The organism is Marinobacterium lacunae (genome assembly GCF_000705555.1).
Lineage (GTDB): Bacteria > Pseudomonadota > Gammaproteobacteria > Pseudomonadales > Balneatricaceae > Marinobacterium_D > Marinobacterium_D lacunae.
In genome coordinates, this window is the sequence record NZ_JMQN01000029.1 from 72,635 (window position 1) to 91,614 (window position 18,980).

The following is an 18,980-nucleotide window of genomic DNA, read 5'->3' on the forward strand; positions in this document are numbered from 1 at the left end:
CGATGGACGGTCAGGGTCGCAAGGCTTTCTCTGTTCAGTGTCGCCGCTCCGGCGGTGGAGATCACGAGCCGGAAACGGCTCGTGATCTGCTGGCCGAGGAGGTCGCGGTAGCACTGGTCTACAACGGCCTTTCGCATGTGGTGATGATGGCCTCGCCGATGGATCTTGAGGATTTCGCGCTGGGTTTCAGTCTCAGCGAAGGGATCGTCGAACGTGCGGAGCAGATCTACGGTATCGAGATTGAGCAGCAGACGCTTGGTATCGAGCTGCATATCGAGATTGCCGGTGAGTGCTTCGCCAAACTCAAGGAGCACCGCCGAAATATGGCAGGGCGCACCGGTTGCGGCCTCTGTGGGGCTGAGTCTTTGCAGCAGGCGGTGGCGATGCCAACGCCTGTTAGGGCTGCACAGTTGCCACAGAGCGCTGCGATTGAAACAGCGCTTGAGCAGCTAAAGGGGCACCAGCCGTTGCAGTCGGTTACCGGGGCTGTGCACGGAGCGGCACTGTGCGATCCCAGCGGTAACATCCTGCTGCTGCGCGAAGATGTGGGGCGTCATAACGCGCTTGATAAGCTGATCGGCGCCTGTGCAGACCGTGATATCGGCAACATGGTCAGTGCCGAACGCTTTGTGCTGATCTCGAGCAGAGCCAGCTACGAGATGGTTAATAAATGTAACGCCATGGGCATACCGACACTGGTTGCTGTGTCGGCACCTACGGCATTGGCAGTGGAGCACGCCTCAACGGCAGGCATGAACCTGATCGGCTTTGCCAGACCCGGTCGACACGTGATCTACACCGGCGGCCAGCATCAAACAGAACAAGAATCCAGACAAGCGAGAGCAGAGCATGTCACACAGTGAGCAGGATCGCCTGATCCAGATGATCAACCAGATCGCCCTCAACAATATCAGTGCCGGTGACGAGAGTGCCGTTGCCGAGGTGGTCGCGGGCCATGTAAAGAAATTCTGGTCACGGCGGATGAAAAGCCAGCTGTTTGACTACCTCGGGCAGGGAGGAGAGGAGCTGCATCCTGCGGCCAGATTGGCGGGGGAGAGGTTGCAAGGCGACGCACGCTAATTACATCATGCCGCCCGATGCGCCACTTCCGCCAATGATCTGACAGACGGCAGTTCGCTGTTCATGTTCTGCTCAGCATCCCAGGGGGCGTTATCGTATATGCCTCGACCGGTCATGGCGTCTCCTGATTCAGAATCTCGATATAGGTGGTGTAGGCGAATACCCGATTGCGCTTCTGGCCGGTGAGTTCGCGTACTAAATCGGTCTCCGGTTGCGACAGGCGTTCCATTACCTTACCCACGGTGGCTGCGGTCAAGCCGCTGCGCTCGACCAGTGTGGCGATATTGGCGATAGGTAACTCAAACAGCACATCCAGCACCTGCTGTGCAGACCCGGCCAGTCGGCCAAGATCGGACATCTGTTTACGGTGCTCGCTGCGCAGTTGGTTAAGTTGGCGCGCTGTCTCAACTGCTTGGGTAGCAGTAGCGGTGACTGCATCGACAAAGAACAGTAGCCAGCTCTCCCAGTCGCCGGTCAGCCGCACCTGCTGCAGGCGTTCATAGTAGGTTTGTCGGTGTTTTTTGAAGAATACTGAAAGATAGAGCAGGGGTTGGCTGAGCACGCCTGCGGCCACCAGTATCAGCGGGATCAGCAGCCGCCCCACACGCCCGTTGCCATCCATAAAGGGGTGGATGGTCTCGAACTGCACATGGGCAAGCGCGGCCTTAATCAGTGGGTCGGTGGCTTCAGGTAGATCGTTGATGAAACGCTCCAGCACACTCCAACAGTCCGCCAGCTCCTGAGCGGGGGGGGGGACAAAGGTGGCTTCATCGGCGCGGTGGCCGCCGATCCATACCTGGTTTTTACGGAACTCACCGGGGCTTTTGTTGATGCCGCGTCCTGAGGTCATCAAAGCCTGGTGCAGCTCGGTGAGCAGGCGAAACGCGATGGGATGGCCCTCTGTAATCCGCTCGACACCAAGTGCCAGTGCGCTCACATAGCAGGAGACCTCCTGCACGTCATCCATCGGTACGCCGGGTATCCCTTCCATCTCGTAGAGCATCAGGTCGCTCAGCGATGATTGGGTGCCCTCTATTTGTGAGGACATCACCGCTTCCTTGCGCACATAGCTGTATAGAAAAAGGTGGGCATCGGGGAGCAGGGTACTGATAGCGTCGAGCCTTCCCAGTGCCAGCATCGCCTGACTGATACGCCCTTGCAGCTTGGCATCGATCTGCAGGGGTGGGGCCGGTGGTAGCGGGGCGGGTATAAACGCCTGACAGGCAACGCCGCCGGCAATGCTGGGCACATAGTGCCCGGTGAGGCCTCGTTCCATGATCTTGCCTTAAGTTAAAATTAGCCAGGCTATTATTTTAACTTAACCGAAAACTTAACCGAAAAGTTAAAATAATAGCCTGGCTAATTTAATTGGGTACCGTTTTTTAGGTGAGTGTTCAGGCAGGTTTTGGCCAGATCGCCAGGCTGAGCTCGTCCAGAACGTTGTCCAGTTGGCTGTTCAGCACTCTATCGAGCTGTTTACAGCTTGGCTTCGGAATAGCCGGCGCTTTTAAGCTGCGGCCTGATCTCTTTTAACTGTTCGCGGGTCAGGTCTCAAACCAAAATTGGTCGGGGTGCGAGGCAGTGTCAAGGTTCCGAATATCCATTTCGCTGTTCTGGTTCCCGTTGCTTGCTAGGCCTAAAGCAGAGTATATGTGGTAGCGTTTAATTTGTAGCTGAGGATGCGGAAAGACGGGGCCTTGGTCCTCGTGTTTCCTGAGCGCTCTTTGCATAACCCGGTTAAACCCTTTAGCCTGAGCTGTTTACCGCCCTTCTAAAAGGAGACAGCGCCTGACATGTGGCTGAACGCTTCCTGCACCCTTGAGTTCCAGATTCCGGTGGCGACGCCGTTTCTGTTGATGTTGCGCCCGCGCAGTGGATGGCAGCAGTGGATTGCGAGGGAGGAGTATCTCTTTTCGCCCAGTGTACCGGCGGTGGAGTTTACAGATTCGTTTGGCAACCTGTGCCAGCGTGTTGTGGCGCCAGCGGGACATTTTTCCGTGCGTACTTCGGTTGATATCGAGACCGCGGATGCCTCCGATGCGGCACCTGGTGCGCCCTTCATTGAAGTGCAGCAGTTGCCGGATGACACCTTGCCGTTTTTACGACCAAGTCGCTATTGCGAGTCGGACCGTTTTACGGAGATAGCCGCGTCGATAACCAAAGGCGAAGCGCCGGGATACGATCAATGCGCAGCAATCGTGGAGTACATTCGCCGGAATGTACCGTACACCCCGGGAGAGGGACAGGAGATTATCAGTGCGGCGGAGGTGAAGCAGCGCGGAAGCGGTGTCTGCCGTGACCTGACGCACCTCGGTATTGCCTGCTGTCGTGCGCTGTCGATCCCCGCGCGGATGGTAGTGGGTTATCTTGAGGGGCTTGAACCGATGGATCTCCACGCCTGGTTTGAAGCCTACGTCGGTAACCGCTGGTATACCTTTGATCCGACCTGTTCCGATTTGAAAGGAGGCCGCGTCGCGATTGCCTTTGGTCGAGACGCGGCGGATGTTGCGATCTACACTCAATTCGGTGATCCGGTGGAACTGCTCGATATGCGTGTCAACGTTAAGCAGATTGAGCGCACCACTCGCTGAACGGGTAAGTGCTCTGTTTGAAATGCCCTATAACGCTGCCCTCCATTGTTCGGTATCGACAAACCACCGCTCTTCGTAGATTTTGTCACCGATGAACTTGAACAGAATCATCAGCTGTGAGGCGTCGACCCTGTCGGACTCCCATTCCACGATTGATACGACCTCTTTATCGCCTTCGATATGACGAAGACCGGTAATGTGGAAGCCAGCCGGAAGTGCTTGTCCGATGTTGTTCAGCGCCGAGCGGAAGGCTGTACGGCCTTCGACCACATCGGTCTGCCCCGGCATGATGAATTGCATTTCGTCCATGTAATCGGTCACCAGTGAATCGAAATCACCGACGGCTACGGCGTCCCAGCCACGTTGTACGATATTGGCCAGACTCATTGTGCTTACCCTCTGTGCTTGTTGTATGAACTCGCGACCGGACCGTTGGCGCGGTCGGAGAGGCAGGTAAGTCGTGACAGGTAGCGGATGTAAAATGCTGCTGATGTAAGCGTAGGTGTTTGGGCCTGATCTGGCGAATAGCGGCTGTGCCAATACCGTGTTGTCACATTGAGCAGAACAAGTCTGGTTATAACTATTATTTGAAACCAATTAAACCTGATACCCGGTACACGGTTTGACCCTTCCGGTAGATACTACGCCGGATATTCCCCCTCTAATACTAACAATATCCATCTTTTACCCAACACCGGAGTCAGGCGTATGCAACTTCGTATACTCTTCTTTTTGCTTTTTTCAGCAGTGGTAGCGGGCTGTTCGGCGGAAGCCGACTCGACCGCAGCTGCTCCGCAGAGCGCTCAGCCTGTCGATGTGGCACAGGTGCTCTATACCCGGTTCAGTCCGGAGTACACCTTTACAACCCGCCTTGAATCACCGCAGCAGATAGAACTCAGACCGCGTGTCTCCGGTGTGATTGAGTCGATTGAATTTACCGAGGGGAGCGTCGTCCAGGAGGGCGATGTCTTGTTCCGTATTGATCCGCGTCCTTTTGATGCCGAGGTTCGCCGTCTTGAAGCGGAGTTGAGCAGAGCACGCTCGGCCTTGCATCAGGCGCAATCCGAAGCACAAAGGGCGCGTCGCCTGCAGGGGCGCAACGCCATGTCCGAGGAGCAGGCGGAGTCACGGATCTCGTTGGCACATCAGCGTCAGGCAGAGTTGGCGTCGGTAGGTGCAGCCCTGGAGGCTGCGCGCCTGAACCTTGAGTTCACGGAGGTCCGCGCGCCCATTACCGCCACAGCGTCCAATGCATTTATCACCGCCGGTAACAATGTGCAGGCAGGGCAGAGCGTACTGACCAGACTGGTCGCTACCGATCGACTCTATGCCTACTTCGATGTGGATGAGCGTACCTGGAACAGCGCGTTCAGCCAGGTTGATACATCGGGGCAGACCCAGGCGCGTCTGCAACTGGTGGGTAATAGCACTGAAAGCTATTCCGGTCATGTCGACTTTATCGATAACCAGATCAACAACCAGACCGGCACGCTGCGTGTACGTGCGGCGTTTGACTCTACCAGTCCGAACCTGCGTCCGGGGGCTTTTGCTCGTATTACGCTGACAGCCAGCGATGCCCAGCCCCGTATCATGGTGCCGGATCGGGCAGTCGGCAGCGATCTGAAAAACCGCTTCGTATTGATTATTAACGCCGAAAACGTGCTTGAGTACCGCAAGGTTGAACTGGGGGATCGGGCCGGGGCGCTTCGTGTAATCGAGTCGGGCCTGAATCCCAGGGATCGCATCGCGGTGAACGGTCCTGCACGTGTCGGGCCCGGTATGCCGGTGACGCCACGGGATGTCCAGATCGAGTCCCAGGGTTTAACCCTTCTGCAAACTGGTGAAGCGCTCGAGCCGTCCGCATAAGTAGGTATCGACACAGATGAAATTCAGCCATTTCTTTATTCAGCGTCCGATTTTTGCCGCGATGCTGTCGTTGCTGATTCTGGTAGGGGGCGCTATCTCGCTGTTCCAGCTGCCGGTTAGCGAGTACCCCGAGGTGGTGCCACCTACGGTAGTGGTGACCGCCAATTATCCCGGGGCCAACCCCGATGTCATTGCACAGACTGTCGCGGCACCGCTCGAGCAGGAGATGAACGGCATCGAAAATATGCTGTACATGTTCTCTCAAGCCACGACAGACGGGCGCATGACACTGACACTGACGTTTTCCCTTGGCACCGATCTTGATCGAGCCCAGGTGCAGGTACAGAACCGTGTTGCCAGTGCTTTGCCGCGTTTGCCGGAAGATGTTCAGCGCCTTGGCGTGGTGGCGGAGAAGTCCTCGCCCAACCTGACCATGGTGGTACACCTGTACTCGCCAAAGGGCGATCGCGAGATCAGCTACCTGTCCAACTATGCCGATATCTATGTGAAGGACCCGTTGGCACGTTTGCCCGGGGTGGGTGATGTGCGCCTCTTTGGCGGCGGCAAGTATTCCATGCGTCTGTGGCTGCAGCCCGATGCATTGGCCTCGCGCAATCTGACACCGGGCGATGTGGTGGCCGCGGTGCGCGCGCAGAACCAGCAGGTTGCCGCGGGCAGTTTGGGCTCCCAGCCGGTCAGTACCGACAGTCAGTTCCAGATTCTACTCAACGTAAAGGGGCGGCTCCAAAGCCCGGAAGAGTTTGGCAATATCGTGGTGCAAGTGGACACCAGCGGCGCAATCACGCGTCTGCGTGATGTGGCGCGGATTGAACTGGGCGAAGACAGCTACTCGCTGCGTGCCATGCTCAATGGCAACACGGCCGTGGCGATCCCGATCTTTCAGCGTCCCGGCGCCAACGCCATTGAGCTGTCGAATCAGGTGCGCGCCACCATGGAGGAGCTGTCTCAGCGCTTCCCGCAAGGGGTGTCATATGAGATCGCCTACGACCCCACCGTATTTGTGCGCGGCTCTATCGAAGCGGTGATCGATACGCTGCTGGAGGCGATTGCACTGGTTGTCATCGTGGTGATTCTGTTCCTGCAGACCTGGCGTGCCTCGATCATTCCGCTGATCGCCGTGCCGGTATCCCTAATCGGCACCTTTGCCGTCATGCAGTGGCTCGGTGTATCGATCAATACGCTGTCGCTGTTCGGTTTGGTGCTGGCCATCGGTATTGTGGTGGACGATGCCATCGTTGTGGTGGAGAACGTCGAGCGCAACATCGGTAATGGCCTGTCGCCGATGGCGGCGACCAAGCAGGCGATGACTGAGGTGACAGGTCCCATTATCGCGATTGCGCTGGTGCTTTGTGCGGTATTTATTCCGACGGCGTTCATTCAGGGCCTCAGTGGACAGTTCTACAAGCAGTTTGCGCTGACCATCACAATCTCGACACTGATCTCGGCATTCAACTCGCTGACACTGTCGCCGGCGCTCTCGGCCCTGCTGCTGCGCGGTCATGACGCCAAGCCCGACCTGCTGACACGACTGATGAATGCGTTGTTCGGTCGCTGGCTGTTCCAGCCCTTCAACCGTTTGTTTGATCGTAGCGGTGTGCTGTATGAGAAGGTGGTCAAACGGCTGATCCGCCTTGGGCTGGTGGTCGGTATCGTCTATCTCGGTCTGCTCGGCGGCACGGTAAAACTGTTCGATGCCGTACCCGGTGGGTTTATACCGCTGCAGGATAAGCAGTATCTGGTGGCGATCGCACAGCTACCGGATGCCTCGAGTCTGGATCGTACCGAAGCGGTGGTGCGTGAGATGGAGCAGATTGCACTCGATACTCCGGGGGTGAGCCAGACCGTGTCGTTCCCGGGTCTGTCCGTGAACGGTTTCACCAACAGCTCAAACAGCGGCATCGTGTTTGTGACGCTGGACGACTTCGGTCAGCGCAAGGATTCGACACTGTCCGCCAATGCGATAGCAGGTCAGCTGAATGCGCGTTTTGCTGGTATCGACGAGGCGTTTGTTGCGGTATTCCCGCCGCCACCGATTCTTGGTTTGGGCACCACCGGCGGCTTCAAGTTGCAGATCGAAGATCGCGGCAGCCTCGGGTTTGACGCCTTATTCAGTAATCTGCAGAAAGTGATTGCCGAAGCAGGTAAAGATCCGGCGCTGGTGGGGCTCTATTCCAGTTTCCGCATTCAGGTACCGCAGATGGATATCGAGGTGGACCGTGAACAGGCGATGATTCAGGGGATACCGCTGGATCAGGTGTTCGAGACACTGCAGATCTATCTGGGTTCGCTCTACGTCAACGACTTTAACCTGTTTGGCAAAACCTATCAGGTGAATGCTCAGGCGGATGCGCATTACCGTGTCGATCCCGAGCAGGTCTTGCGGCTCAAGGTACGCAATGCGGCTGGCGACATGGTGCCGCTGGGTTCGGTGCTGACGGTGGAACCGACCATCGGGCCCGACCGTGTCATGCACTACAACGGTTATCCCAGTGCCGAACTTAACGGTAATCCGGCGCCCGGGTACAGCTCCGATCAGGCGCGGGACGCGATTGAGCGGATACTCGGTGAACAGCTGGATGACGGTATGGCATTCGAGTGGACTGAGGTCACCTACCAGCAGATTCTGGCTGGCAACACCATGGCCTATATCTTCCCGCTCGTGGTGCTGCTGGTGTTCATGGTGCTGGCTGCCCAGTACGAAAGCCTGACGCTGCCACTGGCGATCATCCTGATTGTACCGATGACCATCCTCTCGGCACTGCTCGGAGTCTGGCTGACATCGGGCGATAACAACATCTTCACCCGCATCGCGTTGATTGTGCTGGTGGCTCTGGCGAGCAAAAACGCGATCCTGATGGTGGAGTTTGCCCGCGACCGGCGGCACAGCGGCGTGTCGCGTCTCGACTCCATCCTGCAGGCCTGCCGCCTGAGATTGCGACCAATCCTGATGACCTCCATCGCGTTTACCGCCGGTGTCGTTCCGCTGGTACTGGCAACAGGGGCTGGCGCAGAGATGCGCCATGCGATGGGTATAGCGGTGTTCTCCGGCATGATCGGTGTCACGGTGTTCGGTCTGCTGTTCACGCCGGTGTTTTATATGGCGATGACTGCACTGGAGCGTCACCCACGCCGTTCAATTCAGGGCGATTTGATTGAAGAGGAGGGGGCTCGTGTTTGAACGAAACGCAAAGCGTAGCGCGTTAAAAAGCTTCAGTGTCGTCGCGCTGCTTGCAGCGCTGACAGGGTGCGCAGTGAAGGCACCTCATAGTGCCTTGTCGCAACCGGGCAGCGATACCTTGAGCCGGCTGAGTTCGACCGTCACAGAGCCCGCGGAGCAGGGCATTAATGCCCAAGCGCGCTGGTGGGAAGCGCTCAACGATGCTCAGCTCGACCGTCTCGTCGAGCTGGCGCTGAAAAACAATCAGGATCTGACAGCCGCTGCACTGCGGCTGGATGCCCAGTTGGCCCGGTTGGATGTGGCGCGTGACCAGCGTCGTCCCCAGGGCGGTGTAGGCGCAAACCTGAATCTGTCGCGAGAGCAAACCACAGGTTCCGGGCTTGATGTGACGCGTCAGGAGAGCGTATCGCTGGGTCTGTCAGCCGATTGGCAGCTCGATCTGTTCGGACGCATCCGTGCGGCCATCGCCCAGGCGCAGGCGCAGATGGCCTATCAGCAGCATAGCCATGAAGCGGTGATGGCTGAGGTGGTGAGTGGCGTTGTCAAAACCTATACCCAGTTGTCCGGGACACAGCGTCAGTTGGGTGTGCTTGAGCAACAGTTGAACTCCCTTCAGGAGTCTGTCGGGACGTTGAGGGTCCGATATGAAGAGGGCGTTGCGACACCGCTGGAACTGTACCGTGCCCAGGCCCTTCAGCACGAGTATCTGGCAAGACGACCACTTCTGGAAGAAGCCGCGGCCGGTTATCGGGAAACGCTGGCCACCCTCGTCGGTGTAACCTCGGATCAGCTGCCGCAGCCGGTTATGCGTATGGCACTGCCGGCGACAGATTCTCTGGTACCTGCTTTCCATGATCCGGCACACGCCTTGATGCGTTCACCCGACCTGCTTAAGGCTCAGGCGCGTGTGGAGGAGGCGATGGCATTGTCGGATGGGGCCAAGGCCGCGCTCTATCCCGATATCAGTGTATCGGGTGTCATTGGCTGGCTCAGTGCCTCCAGCCTTGATCTGGGGGATACGCGTGAGCAGCTGGGTGTTGCGCCGCATCTGCAATGGTCGTTGTTGAATCTGTCGGCACTAAGGGCGGGCCTGAGCGCGGCGCAGCTTGAAGAGCAGGCTGTACTGGCCGAGTACGAAAAGACACTTCTCATTGTGTTGAATCGTGCAGATCGTTCGATTCAGACCTGGGCTGCCAGAACTCAGCGTCTGGATCAGATTGGCCGTCGGCATCAGTTTGCCCGGCAGGCGTTCGAGCAGGCACGGGCCCGATACGAAGAAGGTGAGCTGCCCTACATTGAATACCTTGATGCCCAGCGGGATCTGCTTGAATCGGAAGATGCGCTGGTGGGTGTGCAGACCGATTGGCTAAATGCTTATGCCGACGTTTATGGGGCGTTTCCCGGCAGTTGGGTGGAGTTCTTGATGCAGTCGTGAAGTGGTTGTTGTTCCCGCTGTTTAGCCCACCATTAGGTGGGCTTTTTTATAAGCTGCGGGTCCACTCATCCAGGCTTAGGGTTCTGTCATCGTGCGCGTGTTCCATCAAGTGATCGATGAACAGTCGGGTCTTGGCCGGCAGGTAGTAGCGGGACGAGTAATAGATCAGCACTTGTATGGGGTCTGGCTCGTAGGCAGGAAGTATGCGCTTGATATTGCCGGTTTCCTTGAGCGTCTGAGCATGACCGGCACCGATCATGGCGATCCCCAGGTCCATCTCGACCGCCCTCATGCCTGCTGAGAGATCATTCACAATCAGGTTGCCTTGCGGCTCAACCTGAAAATGCTCGCCATCAATCTTGAAAGTCCAGGGCTTTACCCGTCCGGTCGTAGAAGAGCGAAAGGCGATGCAGTTGTGCTGCGACAGCTCTTCAGGCGTGCTGGGGGCGCCGTGGCGTTCGATATAGCCTTCGCTGGCTACGAGTAGGGGCTGAAGCCGGTAAAATTCGCGCGCTATTACCGTGCTGTCAGGGCTCAGCATAACGCCTATGCCGACGTCGGCGCCCTCTTTGACCAAGTCACCCAGTCGATCTTCAAAGCTCAGATCCAGCTGTATATCGGGATACTTTTCGATGAATGAGGGGAGCAGCGGCAGCACGACTGAACGACCGAACGTTTCAGGCAGGTTAACCCTGAGTCGGCCCCGCGGAGATCGCTGCTTGTCGGTGCTCAGCCGGATCTGGTCCTCGAGTTGCTCGACCAATGGCCCGGTGCGTTTGTGCAGGTCGTGGCCGTCTTCCGTCAGCGTTAACGAATGTGTGGTGCGATGGAACAGACGTAACTCAAGGCTTTTCTCGAGTTGGGCAACCGACTTGCTGACGGCTGCCGACGAGACGCCTAGCTGCCGGGCTGCCGCTGAGAAGTTGCCGTTCTTGACCACCGCGAGAAAGGTTTGCAGCTGGTTTGGAATCATGGATCGACTACAGCCCCGATATCTTCAGTGTTGTCCATCGACGCAGCGCATAAGGCTCGCCGTTAACCGAATCGATATTTTAACGCAGACAACTGCTCACCCGGCGAAAATTTTCAGGCGTTTGTGTCTGTAGAGGGCTTTTCCAAATGAAAAAGGCCGCCTCACGGCGGCCTTTTAAGGTGTGTGGCTATTAACCCAAGTTCTTGAGGACGGTATCGGTGTACCAGTCCAGGAAGTTGATAACACCGAACTCGTAAGTCTTGGAGTAGGGGCCCGGCTCGTATCCGACGGAGTTGATACCGAGTTGGTTCTCTTCTCCGAGGCGGCGGTCCTGATCGTTGGTGGCATCCCATACCTGACGCAGACGTTCAGGGTTGTAATCCACGCCTTCGACGGCATCCTTGTGCACGAACCACTTGGTGGTCACCAGTGACTCCTGAGCGGAGATCGGCAGAACACGGAACACGATGAAGTGGTCGCTCTGCATGTGGTTCCAGGAGTTCGGCAGGTGAAGAATACGCATGGAACCGAGGTGACGGTTCTTGATCCGGCCCAGCAGCTTGCTGCAGCCTTCCTGACCGTCGATGGTCATCACCTGAGTGCCTTCCTTCAGCGGCATACGCACGATACGGTTGCGTACGCCGAAGCTCTTGTGCTCGTGGGGGATGCCTTCGGCCTCCCACTCGGCGGCCTGACGGGCGTAGTAGTCAAGGAATGACTGCGGCGCACGCGGGTCGTTGGTGTCGTCCCACTCCAGCAGCGTGTTGAGCAGTTCAGGATGGCTGCCTTCGCAGTGGTAGCACTCGCGGTTGTTCTCGATGACCAGCTTCCAGTTGGCCTTTTCGTACATGTTGGATTCAACGGCGAGCTTGGTGTTCTCGACATCGTACGGCTCCATGTACTCGTCCAGTGTCGCCAGGAATGCGTCGAAATCCCCTTCGGGTTCCTGTTTGCCCAGGCTGACGAAGATGAAGCCGCCGCCCACCTTGCAGTGAGTCTTCTTGAGGCCGTGCTTCTGTTTGTCGAACTCGTCACCCATCTCGGTACCGGCGAAGAGCAGGTTGCCCTTGGTATCGTAAGTCCACTGGTGGTAGGGGCAGACCAAGTTGGCCACCTTGCCACGGTGTTCGGAGCAGATACGCGAGCCACGGTGACGGCAGCTGTTGTGGTAAGCGTTGATGCTGCCATCGGCACCGCGCACGATCAGTACAGGGTTCTGGCCGATATCAACAGTGAAGTAGTCGCCCTTGGTGGGGATCTCGCTGGTCATGCCAACGAAGAGCCACTCTTTCTGGAAGACCTCCTCCATATCAATACGAAACATATGCGGGTCGTTATAGAGCGGTTGCGGCAGGGAGTAGTCGCGGCGACGCTCTTTCAGCAATCCGTTCATCTCCTCACGGGCCTGATCAAGGCTGGCGTAGCTGAGGTTTAGCAGATCGTTCTGTGTCATCGGTTTATCTCAAAAAGATGTGGGTTTTACGCCCTGACAGGGCTGCGTTCCGTACCGACCCGGTACCCCTGAACGGCCTCCTGGATGATGCCGGGGTGGTGTCTTGGAGCTAATCCTGCCTTCACGTGGGGTTATCGATTTTTCTATTCGCGACATGGACCGATTCTGTTTAAGACCAAGGGGGGTAAAAAAGGTAAAAAACGGTGTTTTTAAGACAATTTCGCGTCGCGAATAAGTAAGTGGCGACGGGGGCTTGAACTGACAATGCGCCTTAACAAGATCCATAACCCAACACCCGTATTTGGACGTGCCAGCCATGAACAACCAGAGCATTTCAATCGTCAACAACGACGCATTCGTTCCGGTGACAACCCAGACCTGGAGCAACGGCCGTCATGTCGTTCGTTGCGTCAAGGCGATTCAGGAAACCTGGGATGTGCGGACCTACTGTTTCATGGCCGAGCAACCGGTCATGTTCTTCTTCAAACCGGGACAGTTCGTGACGCTGGAGCTGGAGATCGACGGCGAGCCGATTTTCCGTTCCTATACTATATCGAGCTCACCTTCGGTGCCGTACAGCTTCTCGATCACCGTCAAGCGGGTGCCGGGCGGTCTGGTATCAAACTGGCTGCACGACAATATGGAAGAGGGGATGGAGCTGGCCGTACACGGCCCGGTTGGTGTATTCAACAGCATCGATTTCCCGGCGAAGAAGGTGCTGTTTCTCTCCGGTGGTGTGGGTATCACGCCGGTAATGTCGATGGCGCGTTGGTCATTCGACACCAATGCCGATGTGGATATGGTATTCGTACACAGCGCACGCACCCCGCGTGACCTGATTTTCCAGCGGGAGCTGGAAACCATGTCGTCCCGAATTTCCAACTTCCATTTGCACCTGATCTGCGAGCGTATCGAGTCCGGCCAGTCATGGTCCGGTTACCGCGGCTATCTGGATATCGCGAAGATGCAGATGATTGCGCCTGACTTTATGGAGCGCGAAGTGTTCTGCTGTGGACCGACCCCGTACATGAAGGCGGTGAAGCATCTGCTTGAGCAGGCCGGTTTCGATATGAGCCGCTACCACGAGGAGTCCTTCGGTGCCACGCCTGAGCCGATCGAGGAGCAGGCAGTACAAGATGCCGAGAGTGCAGCAGAAGAAGCCGAAGCGCTGTTGCCGAGCGATCTGTTCCAGGTTTCCTTTGCCAAAACCGGCAAGAGCGCCCAGATCGCGCCGGGAGAAACCGTGCACGCAGCGGCTGCCAAGGTGGGGCTGCATATACCCAAGGCCTGTGGTATGGGCATCTGCGGCACCTGCAAGGTGAGGCGTATCGAAGGCGAGGTCGAGATGTCTCACAACGGCGGTATTACCGATGAGGATGTGGCAGAAGGCTACATTCTGACCTGCTGCAGTATCCCCCAGGGTGATGTGGTGGTGGAGTACTGATTACATCGACTCCGGGGTGAAACAAAAAGGCCGATCCTGACGGGATCGGCCTTTTGACGTTCAGGCGCGGCGTTTACGCGGCGTCGCTGGTTGTTTCCTGGGTAAAGTGCTTGCCCAGCAGTGCGTGGTAGAAGTCGCGGTCTGAGAGCATGCCGACCAGTTGCCCGCCTTCGCACAGCAGCACCGGTAGTCCGCTGCGGTAACGCAGCTCGATAGCGGCGCGCATCGATACGTCGGGGCTGGTGATCACCAGGTTATTTTCGCTGACCTGCTCAATCGGCTGCCCCTCCTGCCAATCAAGGAGGTTAAGCGGCGCATTCGCGCGAGAGGCCGCCACCGGCTTGCCACCCTCGATCCGCACGTGGCAGTTCTCGTGCTTGTTAAGCTGCAAGTTGTCGCCTGTTACGTCCAAAGCGGTGATAGCGGTCATCAGGGATCGACCGCGCAACACGTTGAGTGGATTCGTGTGGGCGACAAAATCTTCCACATAGGCGGTACTTGGATTGAGCACAATTTCTTCCGGCTTTCCATGTTGGATGATCTTCGCCGACTCCATGATCGCGATATGGCTGCCAATCTTCAGTGCTTCGTCCAGATCGTGGCTGACAAACAGAATCGTCTTGTTAAGACGCTCCTGAAGCTCGATCAGCTCATCCTGCAGCTGCGTGCGAATCAGCGGGTCGAGTGCGGAGAAGGGCTCGTCCATCAGCAGGATATCACTGTCCATGGCGAAGGCGCGGGCAAGGCCGACGCGCTGCTGCATGCCGCCTGAGAGTTCGTGCGGCAGTTTGTCGTGCCACTCGGCCAGACCGACCATCTCAAGCTTTTCCATGGCGCGTCGACGGCGCTCTTTCTTGCCCACGTTCTGCATTTCGAGGCCGAAGGCGACGTTGTCGACCACATCAAGCCAAGGCATCAGGGCGAACTTCTGGAACACCATGGATATGCGCGTGCTGCGCAGGTGGCGCAGGGTGAGGGCGTCGCACTGGGCAAGATCCACCATCCGCTCGCCATCCTGCACCTCCAGAGTGCCGCGGGATACGGGATTCAACCCGTTGACCGCGCGCAGCAGGCTGGATTTGCCTGAGCCTGAGAGGCCCATCAGCACACAGATTTCGCCCTGTTTAACGCTAAGGCTTGCGTTCTGTACGCCGACCACGTCGCCTGTGCGGTCGATGATCTCTTGACGGGAGAGCCCGGCGTCCATCAGTTCTAGCGCGCGGGCCGGATTCTTGCCGAACACCACATCCAGGTTCTTAATATCGACGGCTGCCATCTTATACCTCCTCTGAGCTGCCCGGTTTCTTGCAGATACGATCCAGAATGATCGCCACGAGCACGATTGCCAGGCCCGCCTCGAAACCCTGGGAGATATTCACGGTGTTGAGCGCCCGTATGACCGGTTTGCCGAGACCGTCGGCACCGACCAGCGCTGCGATCACCACCATCGACAGTGACAGCATGATGCACTGGGTGACACCGGCCATGATGTTGGGCATCGCTGCCGGCAGTTCCACCTTGAACAGCAGTTTACCGGGGCTTGCACCGAACGCCTTGCCCGCCTCGATCAGCTCTTCCGGTACTCGGCTGATGCCGAGGTAGGTCAGCCGGATCGGCGCGGCGATGGCGAAGATGATGGTCGAGATCAGACCTGGCACAACGCCGAGGCCGAACAGCACCAGTGTCGGAATCAGGTAGACGAAGGTGGGGATTGTCTGCATCAGGTCCAGAATCGGGCGCAGGACGGTGTACACCCAGCGCCGGTGGGCGGCCAGAATACCCAGCGGTATGCCAAACATGATCGACAGCGCGGTTGCGGTCAGTACCAGCACGAGCGTCTCGATCATCTCGGTCCAGTAACCCAGGTTGAGGATTAGCAGCAGCGCGGCGGTGCTGAAAACCGCCAGCGATACTTTACGGTGCAGCCCCCAGGCCAGTGCGGCCACCAGAGCGATCATCGCCCAGGCGGGAAACCATAGGAACAGATCGACCAGTGAAAGAATGACCCACTCCAGCGAGATAGAGATTGCATCGAAGAAGCCTGACGCGTTCAGCGTCAGCCAGTCGACAAACGCCTCCATCCAGCTGCCAAGCGGTATTTTATGGTCGGTAAGCCAGTCCATACTCAGTACCTACAGTGGATTAAAGGCTCAGGTGCTGTTTGACGGCGCTCAGGCCATCTTTGCCGTCGAGGGTGGTGACACCTTCAAGCCAGCGATCGAGCACAGCGGGGTTCTTCTGCAGCCAGGTCTTGGCGGCATCGCGGGGCTTTTCACCATCATCAAGAATGGCACCCATCACCTGATTTTCCATGTCGAGGCTGAATGTCAGGTTGTTGAGTAGAGCGCCGACATTCGGGCAGGCCTGGGTGTATCCCTTGCGTACGTTGGTATAGACCGTTGCGCCGCCATAGTTGGGGCCGAAGAAATCATCGCCACCCTCAAGGTATGCCAGATCGAAGTTGGCATTCATCGGGTGCGGCTCCCAGCCGAGGAATACAATCCACTTCTCGCGGCGAACCGCACGTTTTACCTGTGACATCATGCCCGCTTCGCTGGATTCGACAATCTGGAAATCCTTCAGACCAAAGGCGTTGTCATCGATCATTTTCTGGATCAGACGGTTGCCGTCGTTACCCGGCTCAATGCCGTAGATTTTGTCGTTGAACTGATCGGCGTACTTGGCGATGTCGGCGAAAGAGTGAACACCCGCGTCGTAAACATATTGCGGCACGGCCAGTGTGTACTTGGCCCCCTCAAGGTTTGCGCCGAGCGTTTCGACCGTGCCATTGTCGCGATATTTGGCGATATCGCCCTCCATGGTAGGCATCCAGTTGCCGAGAAAGACATCGATGTCGCCGTTGGCCAGCGAACTGTAGGTGACAGGGACTGACAGGAGCTGTGTTTTGGTTGTGTAACCCAGTCCTTCAAGCAGTTCGGTGGTAACCGCGGTGGTTGCCGTGATATCGGTCCAACCTACATCAGAGAAACGCACGGTGGAGCATTCGTCGGCCTGAGTCAGGGGCGACAGGCTCAGAGTGGCACCGAGTAGGGCGGTGGTAGTGAGATGGCTCAGTTTCATTGTTCGATCTCTCCTTGGTTTCTGGTTTAAGGCCAGTCACCGCCTGGTCAGCCGGGCAAGCACGGCTCGGCTGAGCGGGCGGAAGACGCTGACGCGTGCGAGCGTGTCAACTTCAGGCACTGTTTGCGATCTGTCTTTTCGGTTTTTCGGGGCGCTGGCGGCTCTGCCACTGGGGGTCGGTCCACACCTCGACGTTTTGGTTCGTCTCGGGTTCGCGTCCCAGAATCAGGTCAGCGGCGCGCTCGGCCACCATAATCGTTGGCGCGTTCAGGTTGCCGTTGGTGATGGTGGGGAAAATCGACGAGTCCACCACGCGAAGGCTCTTGAGCCCTCGTACCCGGCACTCGGGATCGACCACCGCCATCGCATCGTCCTGTGCCCCCATCCGGCAGGAGCAGGAGGGGTGATAGGCGCTCTCCACGTTTTGGCGAACCCAGGCGTCGATCTCCTCGTCGCTCTGTACGTTCACACCGGGCTGAATCTCTTCGCCGCGGTAGTCATCCAGTGCGGGTTGGCCCAGAATCTCGCGGGTCAGGCGGATGGTGTCGCGCCAGTCCTGAATATCCTGTTGGGTGCTCAGATAGTTAAAACGGATCTCCGGCGGTGTGTACGGATCGGCGCTGGTGATGCGAACGGTGCCGCGGCTCTCGGGCTTGTTGGGCCCCACGTGCACCTGGAAACCGTGACCGCTGAACGCCTTCTTGCCATCGTAGCGCATGGCCGCAGGCAGGAAGTGGTACTGGATGTTGGGCCATTTGAGTCCGGCGCGAGAGCGGATAAAACCACAGGACTCGAAATGGTTCGTGGCGCCAAGACCATCTTTTCGCAGAATCCATCGGGTGCCGATAAGGCCCTTACTGATTAGGTCTAGTTTGCCATTGAGAGTGATGGCTTGCTTGCACCGGTACTGGAAGTAAACCTCCAGATGATCCTGCAGGTTTTCGCCGACACCGGGCAGCGCATGGCGCACCTCGACACCGGCCTGCCTGAGCACATCGGGGTTGCCGATGCCCGAGAGCTGCAGCAGATGGGGTGAGCCAATGGAGCCTGCGCTCAGGATCACCTCTTTACTGGCGTTGATGGTCTGACGGTGTCCTTTGTGGTCAAACTCCACGCCGGTCGCGCGGTCGTTTTCCAGAATGATGCGGCGCGTGTGCACGCCTTTCTTCAGCGTCAGGTTGGGTCGTTGCAAGGCTCTGCGCAGGTATGCATGGCTGGTGGAGGCACGTACACCACCATCCACGGTCATGTGCATGGGGCCAAACCCCTCCTGCTGGAAACCGTTGTAGTCCCGGGTTTGCGGATACCCTGCGTCGACACCGGCATTGATAAACGCCTGATACAGCGGGTTTAGCGACATCTCGTTGCCGTTGCAGGTCGCCAGAGGGCCGTCGCCGCCACGGTAGGTGTCAGCACCGCCTGACCAGGTTTCGGCGCGCTTGAAGTAGGGCAGGCAGTTTTCATAGTTCCAACCCTGCGCGCCGTGCTCGGCCCATTCGTCGAAGTCACAGGCGTGCCCGCGCACATACACCATACCGTTGATCGAGGAGCTGCCGCCGAGCACCTTGCCTCGCGGGCAGTGCAGGCGACGGTTGTCCAGACCCGGTTCGGGAACGGATTCGAACTGCCAAGCGTAACGCGGCATGCTCATCGGGTAGGAGAGGGCGGTGGGCATCTGGATCAGAATATTGCGATCTGACCCGCCAGCCTCCAGTAGCAGCACGCTGTTGCCATCGGCGCTGAGGCGGTCTGCAAGCACGCAGCCGGCTGATCCGGCACCAACGATGATGTAGTCAAAACTCTGATTCATAATTCTGCTTTTGCTTTGGTTTTACTCGTAGGGCGATTCGATATCGCC

The 18,980-nt window shown here is 57.7% G+C and carries 15 protein-coding genes; 7 read left to right on the forward strand and 8 right to left on the reverse strand.

Annotated elements, in window-relative coordinates; translation table 11 throughout:
- The first annotated feature begins 2 nt into the window (after positions 1 to 2).
- Positions 3 to 863, forward strand: coding sequence for a formate dehydrogenase accessory sulfurtransferase FdhD (gene fdhD / locus ADIMK_RS10480; RefSeq protein WP_051692850.1), 861 nt, complete (start codon positions 3 to 5; stop codon positions 861 to 863).
- Entirely contained in the window at positions 850 to 1,080 is a 231-nt protein-coding gene (locus ADIMK_RS10485) for a formate dehydrogenase subunit delta (protein ID WP_036187463.1), read from the forward strand. The genes fdhD and ADIMK_RS10485 overlap by 14 nt, the downstream gene beginning before the upstream one ends.
- 112 nt (positions 1,081 to 1,192) lie before the next feature.
- Here ADIMK_RS10485 and ADIMK_RS10490 read toward each other — a convergent pair whose 3' ends face one another.
- Positions 1,193 to 2,356, reverse strand: coding sequence for a Fic family protein (locus ADIMK_RS10490; protein WP_036187466.1), 1,164 nt, complete (start codon positions 2,354 to 2,356; stop codon positions 1,193 to 1,195).
- A gap of 517 nt (positions 2,357 to 2,873) precedes the next feature.
- On the opposite strand from ADIMK_RS10490, the gene ADIMK_RS10500 reads away from it, so the two are divergent.
- Entirely contained in the window at positions 2,874 to 3,671 is a 798-nt protein-coding gene (locus ADIMK_RS10500; RefSeq protein WP_036187472.1) for a transglutaminase domain-containing protein, read from the forward strand.
- 27 nt (positions 3,672 to 3,698) lie between these two features.
- On the opposite strand, the gene ADIMK_RS10505 is transcribed toward ADIMK_RS10500, so the two are convergent.
- Positions 3,699 to 4,058: a nuclear transport factor 2 family protein gene (locus ADIMK_RS10505; protein WP_036187475.1), complete on the reverse strand. Its 360-nt coding sequence runs from the start codon at positions 4,056 to 4,058 to the stop codon at positions 3,699 to 3,701.
- A 321-nt stretch (positions 4,059 to 4,379) separates the two neighbouring features.
- Between ADIMK_RS10505 and ADIMK_RS10510 the strand changes: the two genes are divergently transcribed.
- Genes ADIMK_RS10510 through ADIMK_RS10520 form a run of 3 tightly spaced genes read left to right on the forward strand, consistent with a single transcriptional unit; the run spans position 4,380 to position 10,171 of the window.
- Complete coding sequence (locus ADIMK_RS10510) at positions 4,380 to 5,537, forward strand: efflux RND transporter periplasmic adaptor subunit (protein WP_036187478.1); 1,158 nt, start codon at positions 4,380 to 4,382, stop codon at positions 5,535 to 5,537.
- 16 nt (positions 5,538 to 5,553) lie between these two features.
- The gene (locus ADIMK_RS10515; protein WP_051692851.1) at positions 5,554 to 8,736 is read left to right on the forward strand and encodes an efflux RND transporter permease subunit; all 3,183 of its coding nucleotides are present in this window, start codon (positions 5,554 to 5,556) and stop codon (positions 8,734 to 8,736) included.
- A complete protein-coding gene (locus ADIMK_RS10520) occupies positions 8,729 to 10,171 on the forward strand; it encodes an efflux transporter outer membrane subunit (RefSeq protein ID WP_036187481.1) in 1,443 nt (480 codons plus the stop codon). The genes ADIMK_RS10515 and ADIMK_RS10520 overlap by 8 nt, the downstream gene beginning before the upstream one ends.
- A 46-nt stretch (positions 10,172 to 10,217) precedes the next feature.
- On the opposite strand, the gene ADIMK_RS10525 is transcribed toward ADIMK_RS10520, so the two are convergent.
- Positions 10,218 to 11,144, reverse strand: coding sequence for a LysR family transcriptional regulator (locus ADIMK_RS10525; protein WP_036187484.1), 927 nt, complete (start codon positions 11,142 to 11,144; stop codon positions 10,218 to 10,220).
- Positions 11,145 to 11,334: 190 nt separating this feature from the next.
- Positions 11,335 to 12,597, reverse strand: a complete 1,263-nt coding sequence (gene gbca / locus ADIMK_RS10530) for a glycine betaine monooxygenase oxygenase subunit (protein WP_036187487.1) — start codon at positions 12,595 to 12,597, stop codon at positions 11,335 to 11,337.
- A 316-nt stretch (positions 12,598 to 12,913) separates the two neighbouring features.
- Here gbca and gbcB point away from each other — a divergent pair, with 316 nt between their 5' ends.
- Entirely contained in the window at positions 12,914 to 14,041 is a 1,128-nt protein-coding gene (gene gbcB, locus ADIMK_RS10535; protein ID WP_036187490.1) for a glycine betaine monooxygenase reductase subunit, read from the forward strand.
- A 73-nt stretch (positions 14,042 to 14,114) separates the two neighbouring features.
- Here the strand turns inward: gbcB and choV are convergent, their stop codons facing one another.
- The 4 genes from choV to betA all read right to left on the reverse strand — a co-directional run bounded on the left by choV (position 14,115) and on the right by betA (position 18,932).
- Positions 14,115 to 15,317 carry a choline ABC transporter ATP-binding protein gene (gene choV, locus ADIMK_RS10540; RefSeq protein ID WP_036187493.1) on the reverse strand — a complete coding sequence of 401 codons (1,203 nt, stop codon included), beginning with the start codon at positions 15,315 to 15,317 and terminating at the stop codon, positions 14,115 to 14,117.
- Between the two features lies 1 nt (position 15,318).
- Complete coding sequence (gene choW, locus ADIMK_RS10545) at positions 15,319 to 16,164, reverse strand: choline ABC transporter permease subunit (protein ID WP_036187496.1); 846 nt, start codon at positions 16,162 to 16,164, stop codon at positions 15,319 to 15,321.
- Positions 16,165 to 16,183: 19 nt separating this feature from the next.
- Positions 16,184 to 17,122, reverse strand: a complete 939-nt coding sequence (locus ADIMK_RS10550; protein ID WP_036187499.1) for a choline ABC transporter substrate-binding protein — start codon at positions 17,120 to 17,122, stop codon at positions 16,184 to 16,186.
- Between the two features lie 112 nt (positions 17,123 to 17,234).
- Complete coding sequence (gene betA / locus ADIMK_RS10555; protein ID WP_036187502.1) at positions 17,235 to 18,932, reverse strand: choline dehydrogenase; 1,698 nt, start codon at positions 18,930 to 18,932, stop codon at positions 17,235 to 17,237.
- Positions 18,933 to 18,980 lie beyond the last annotated feature (48 nt).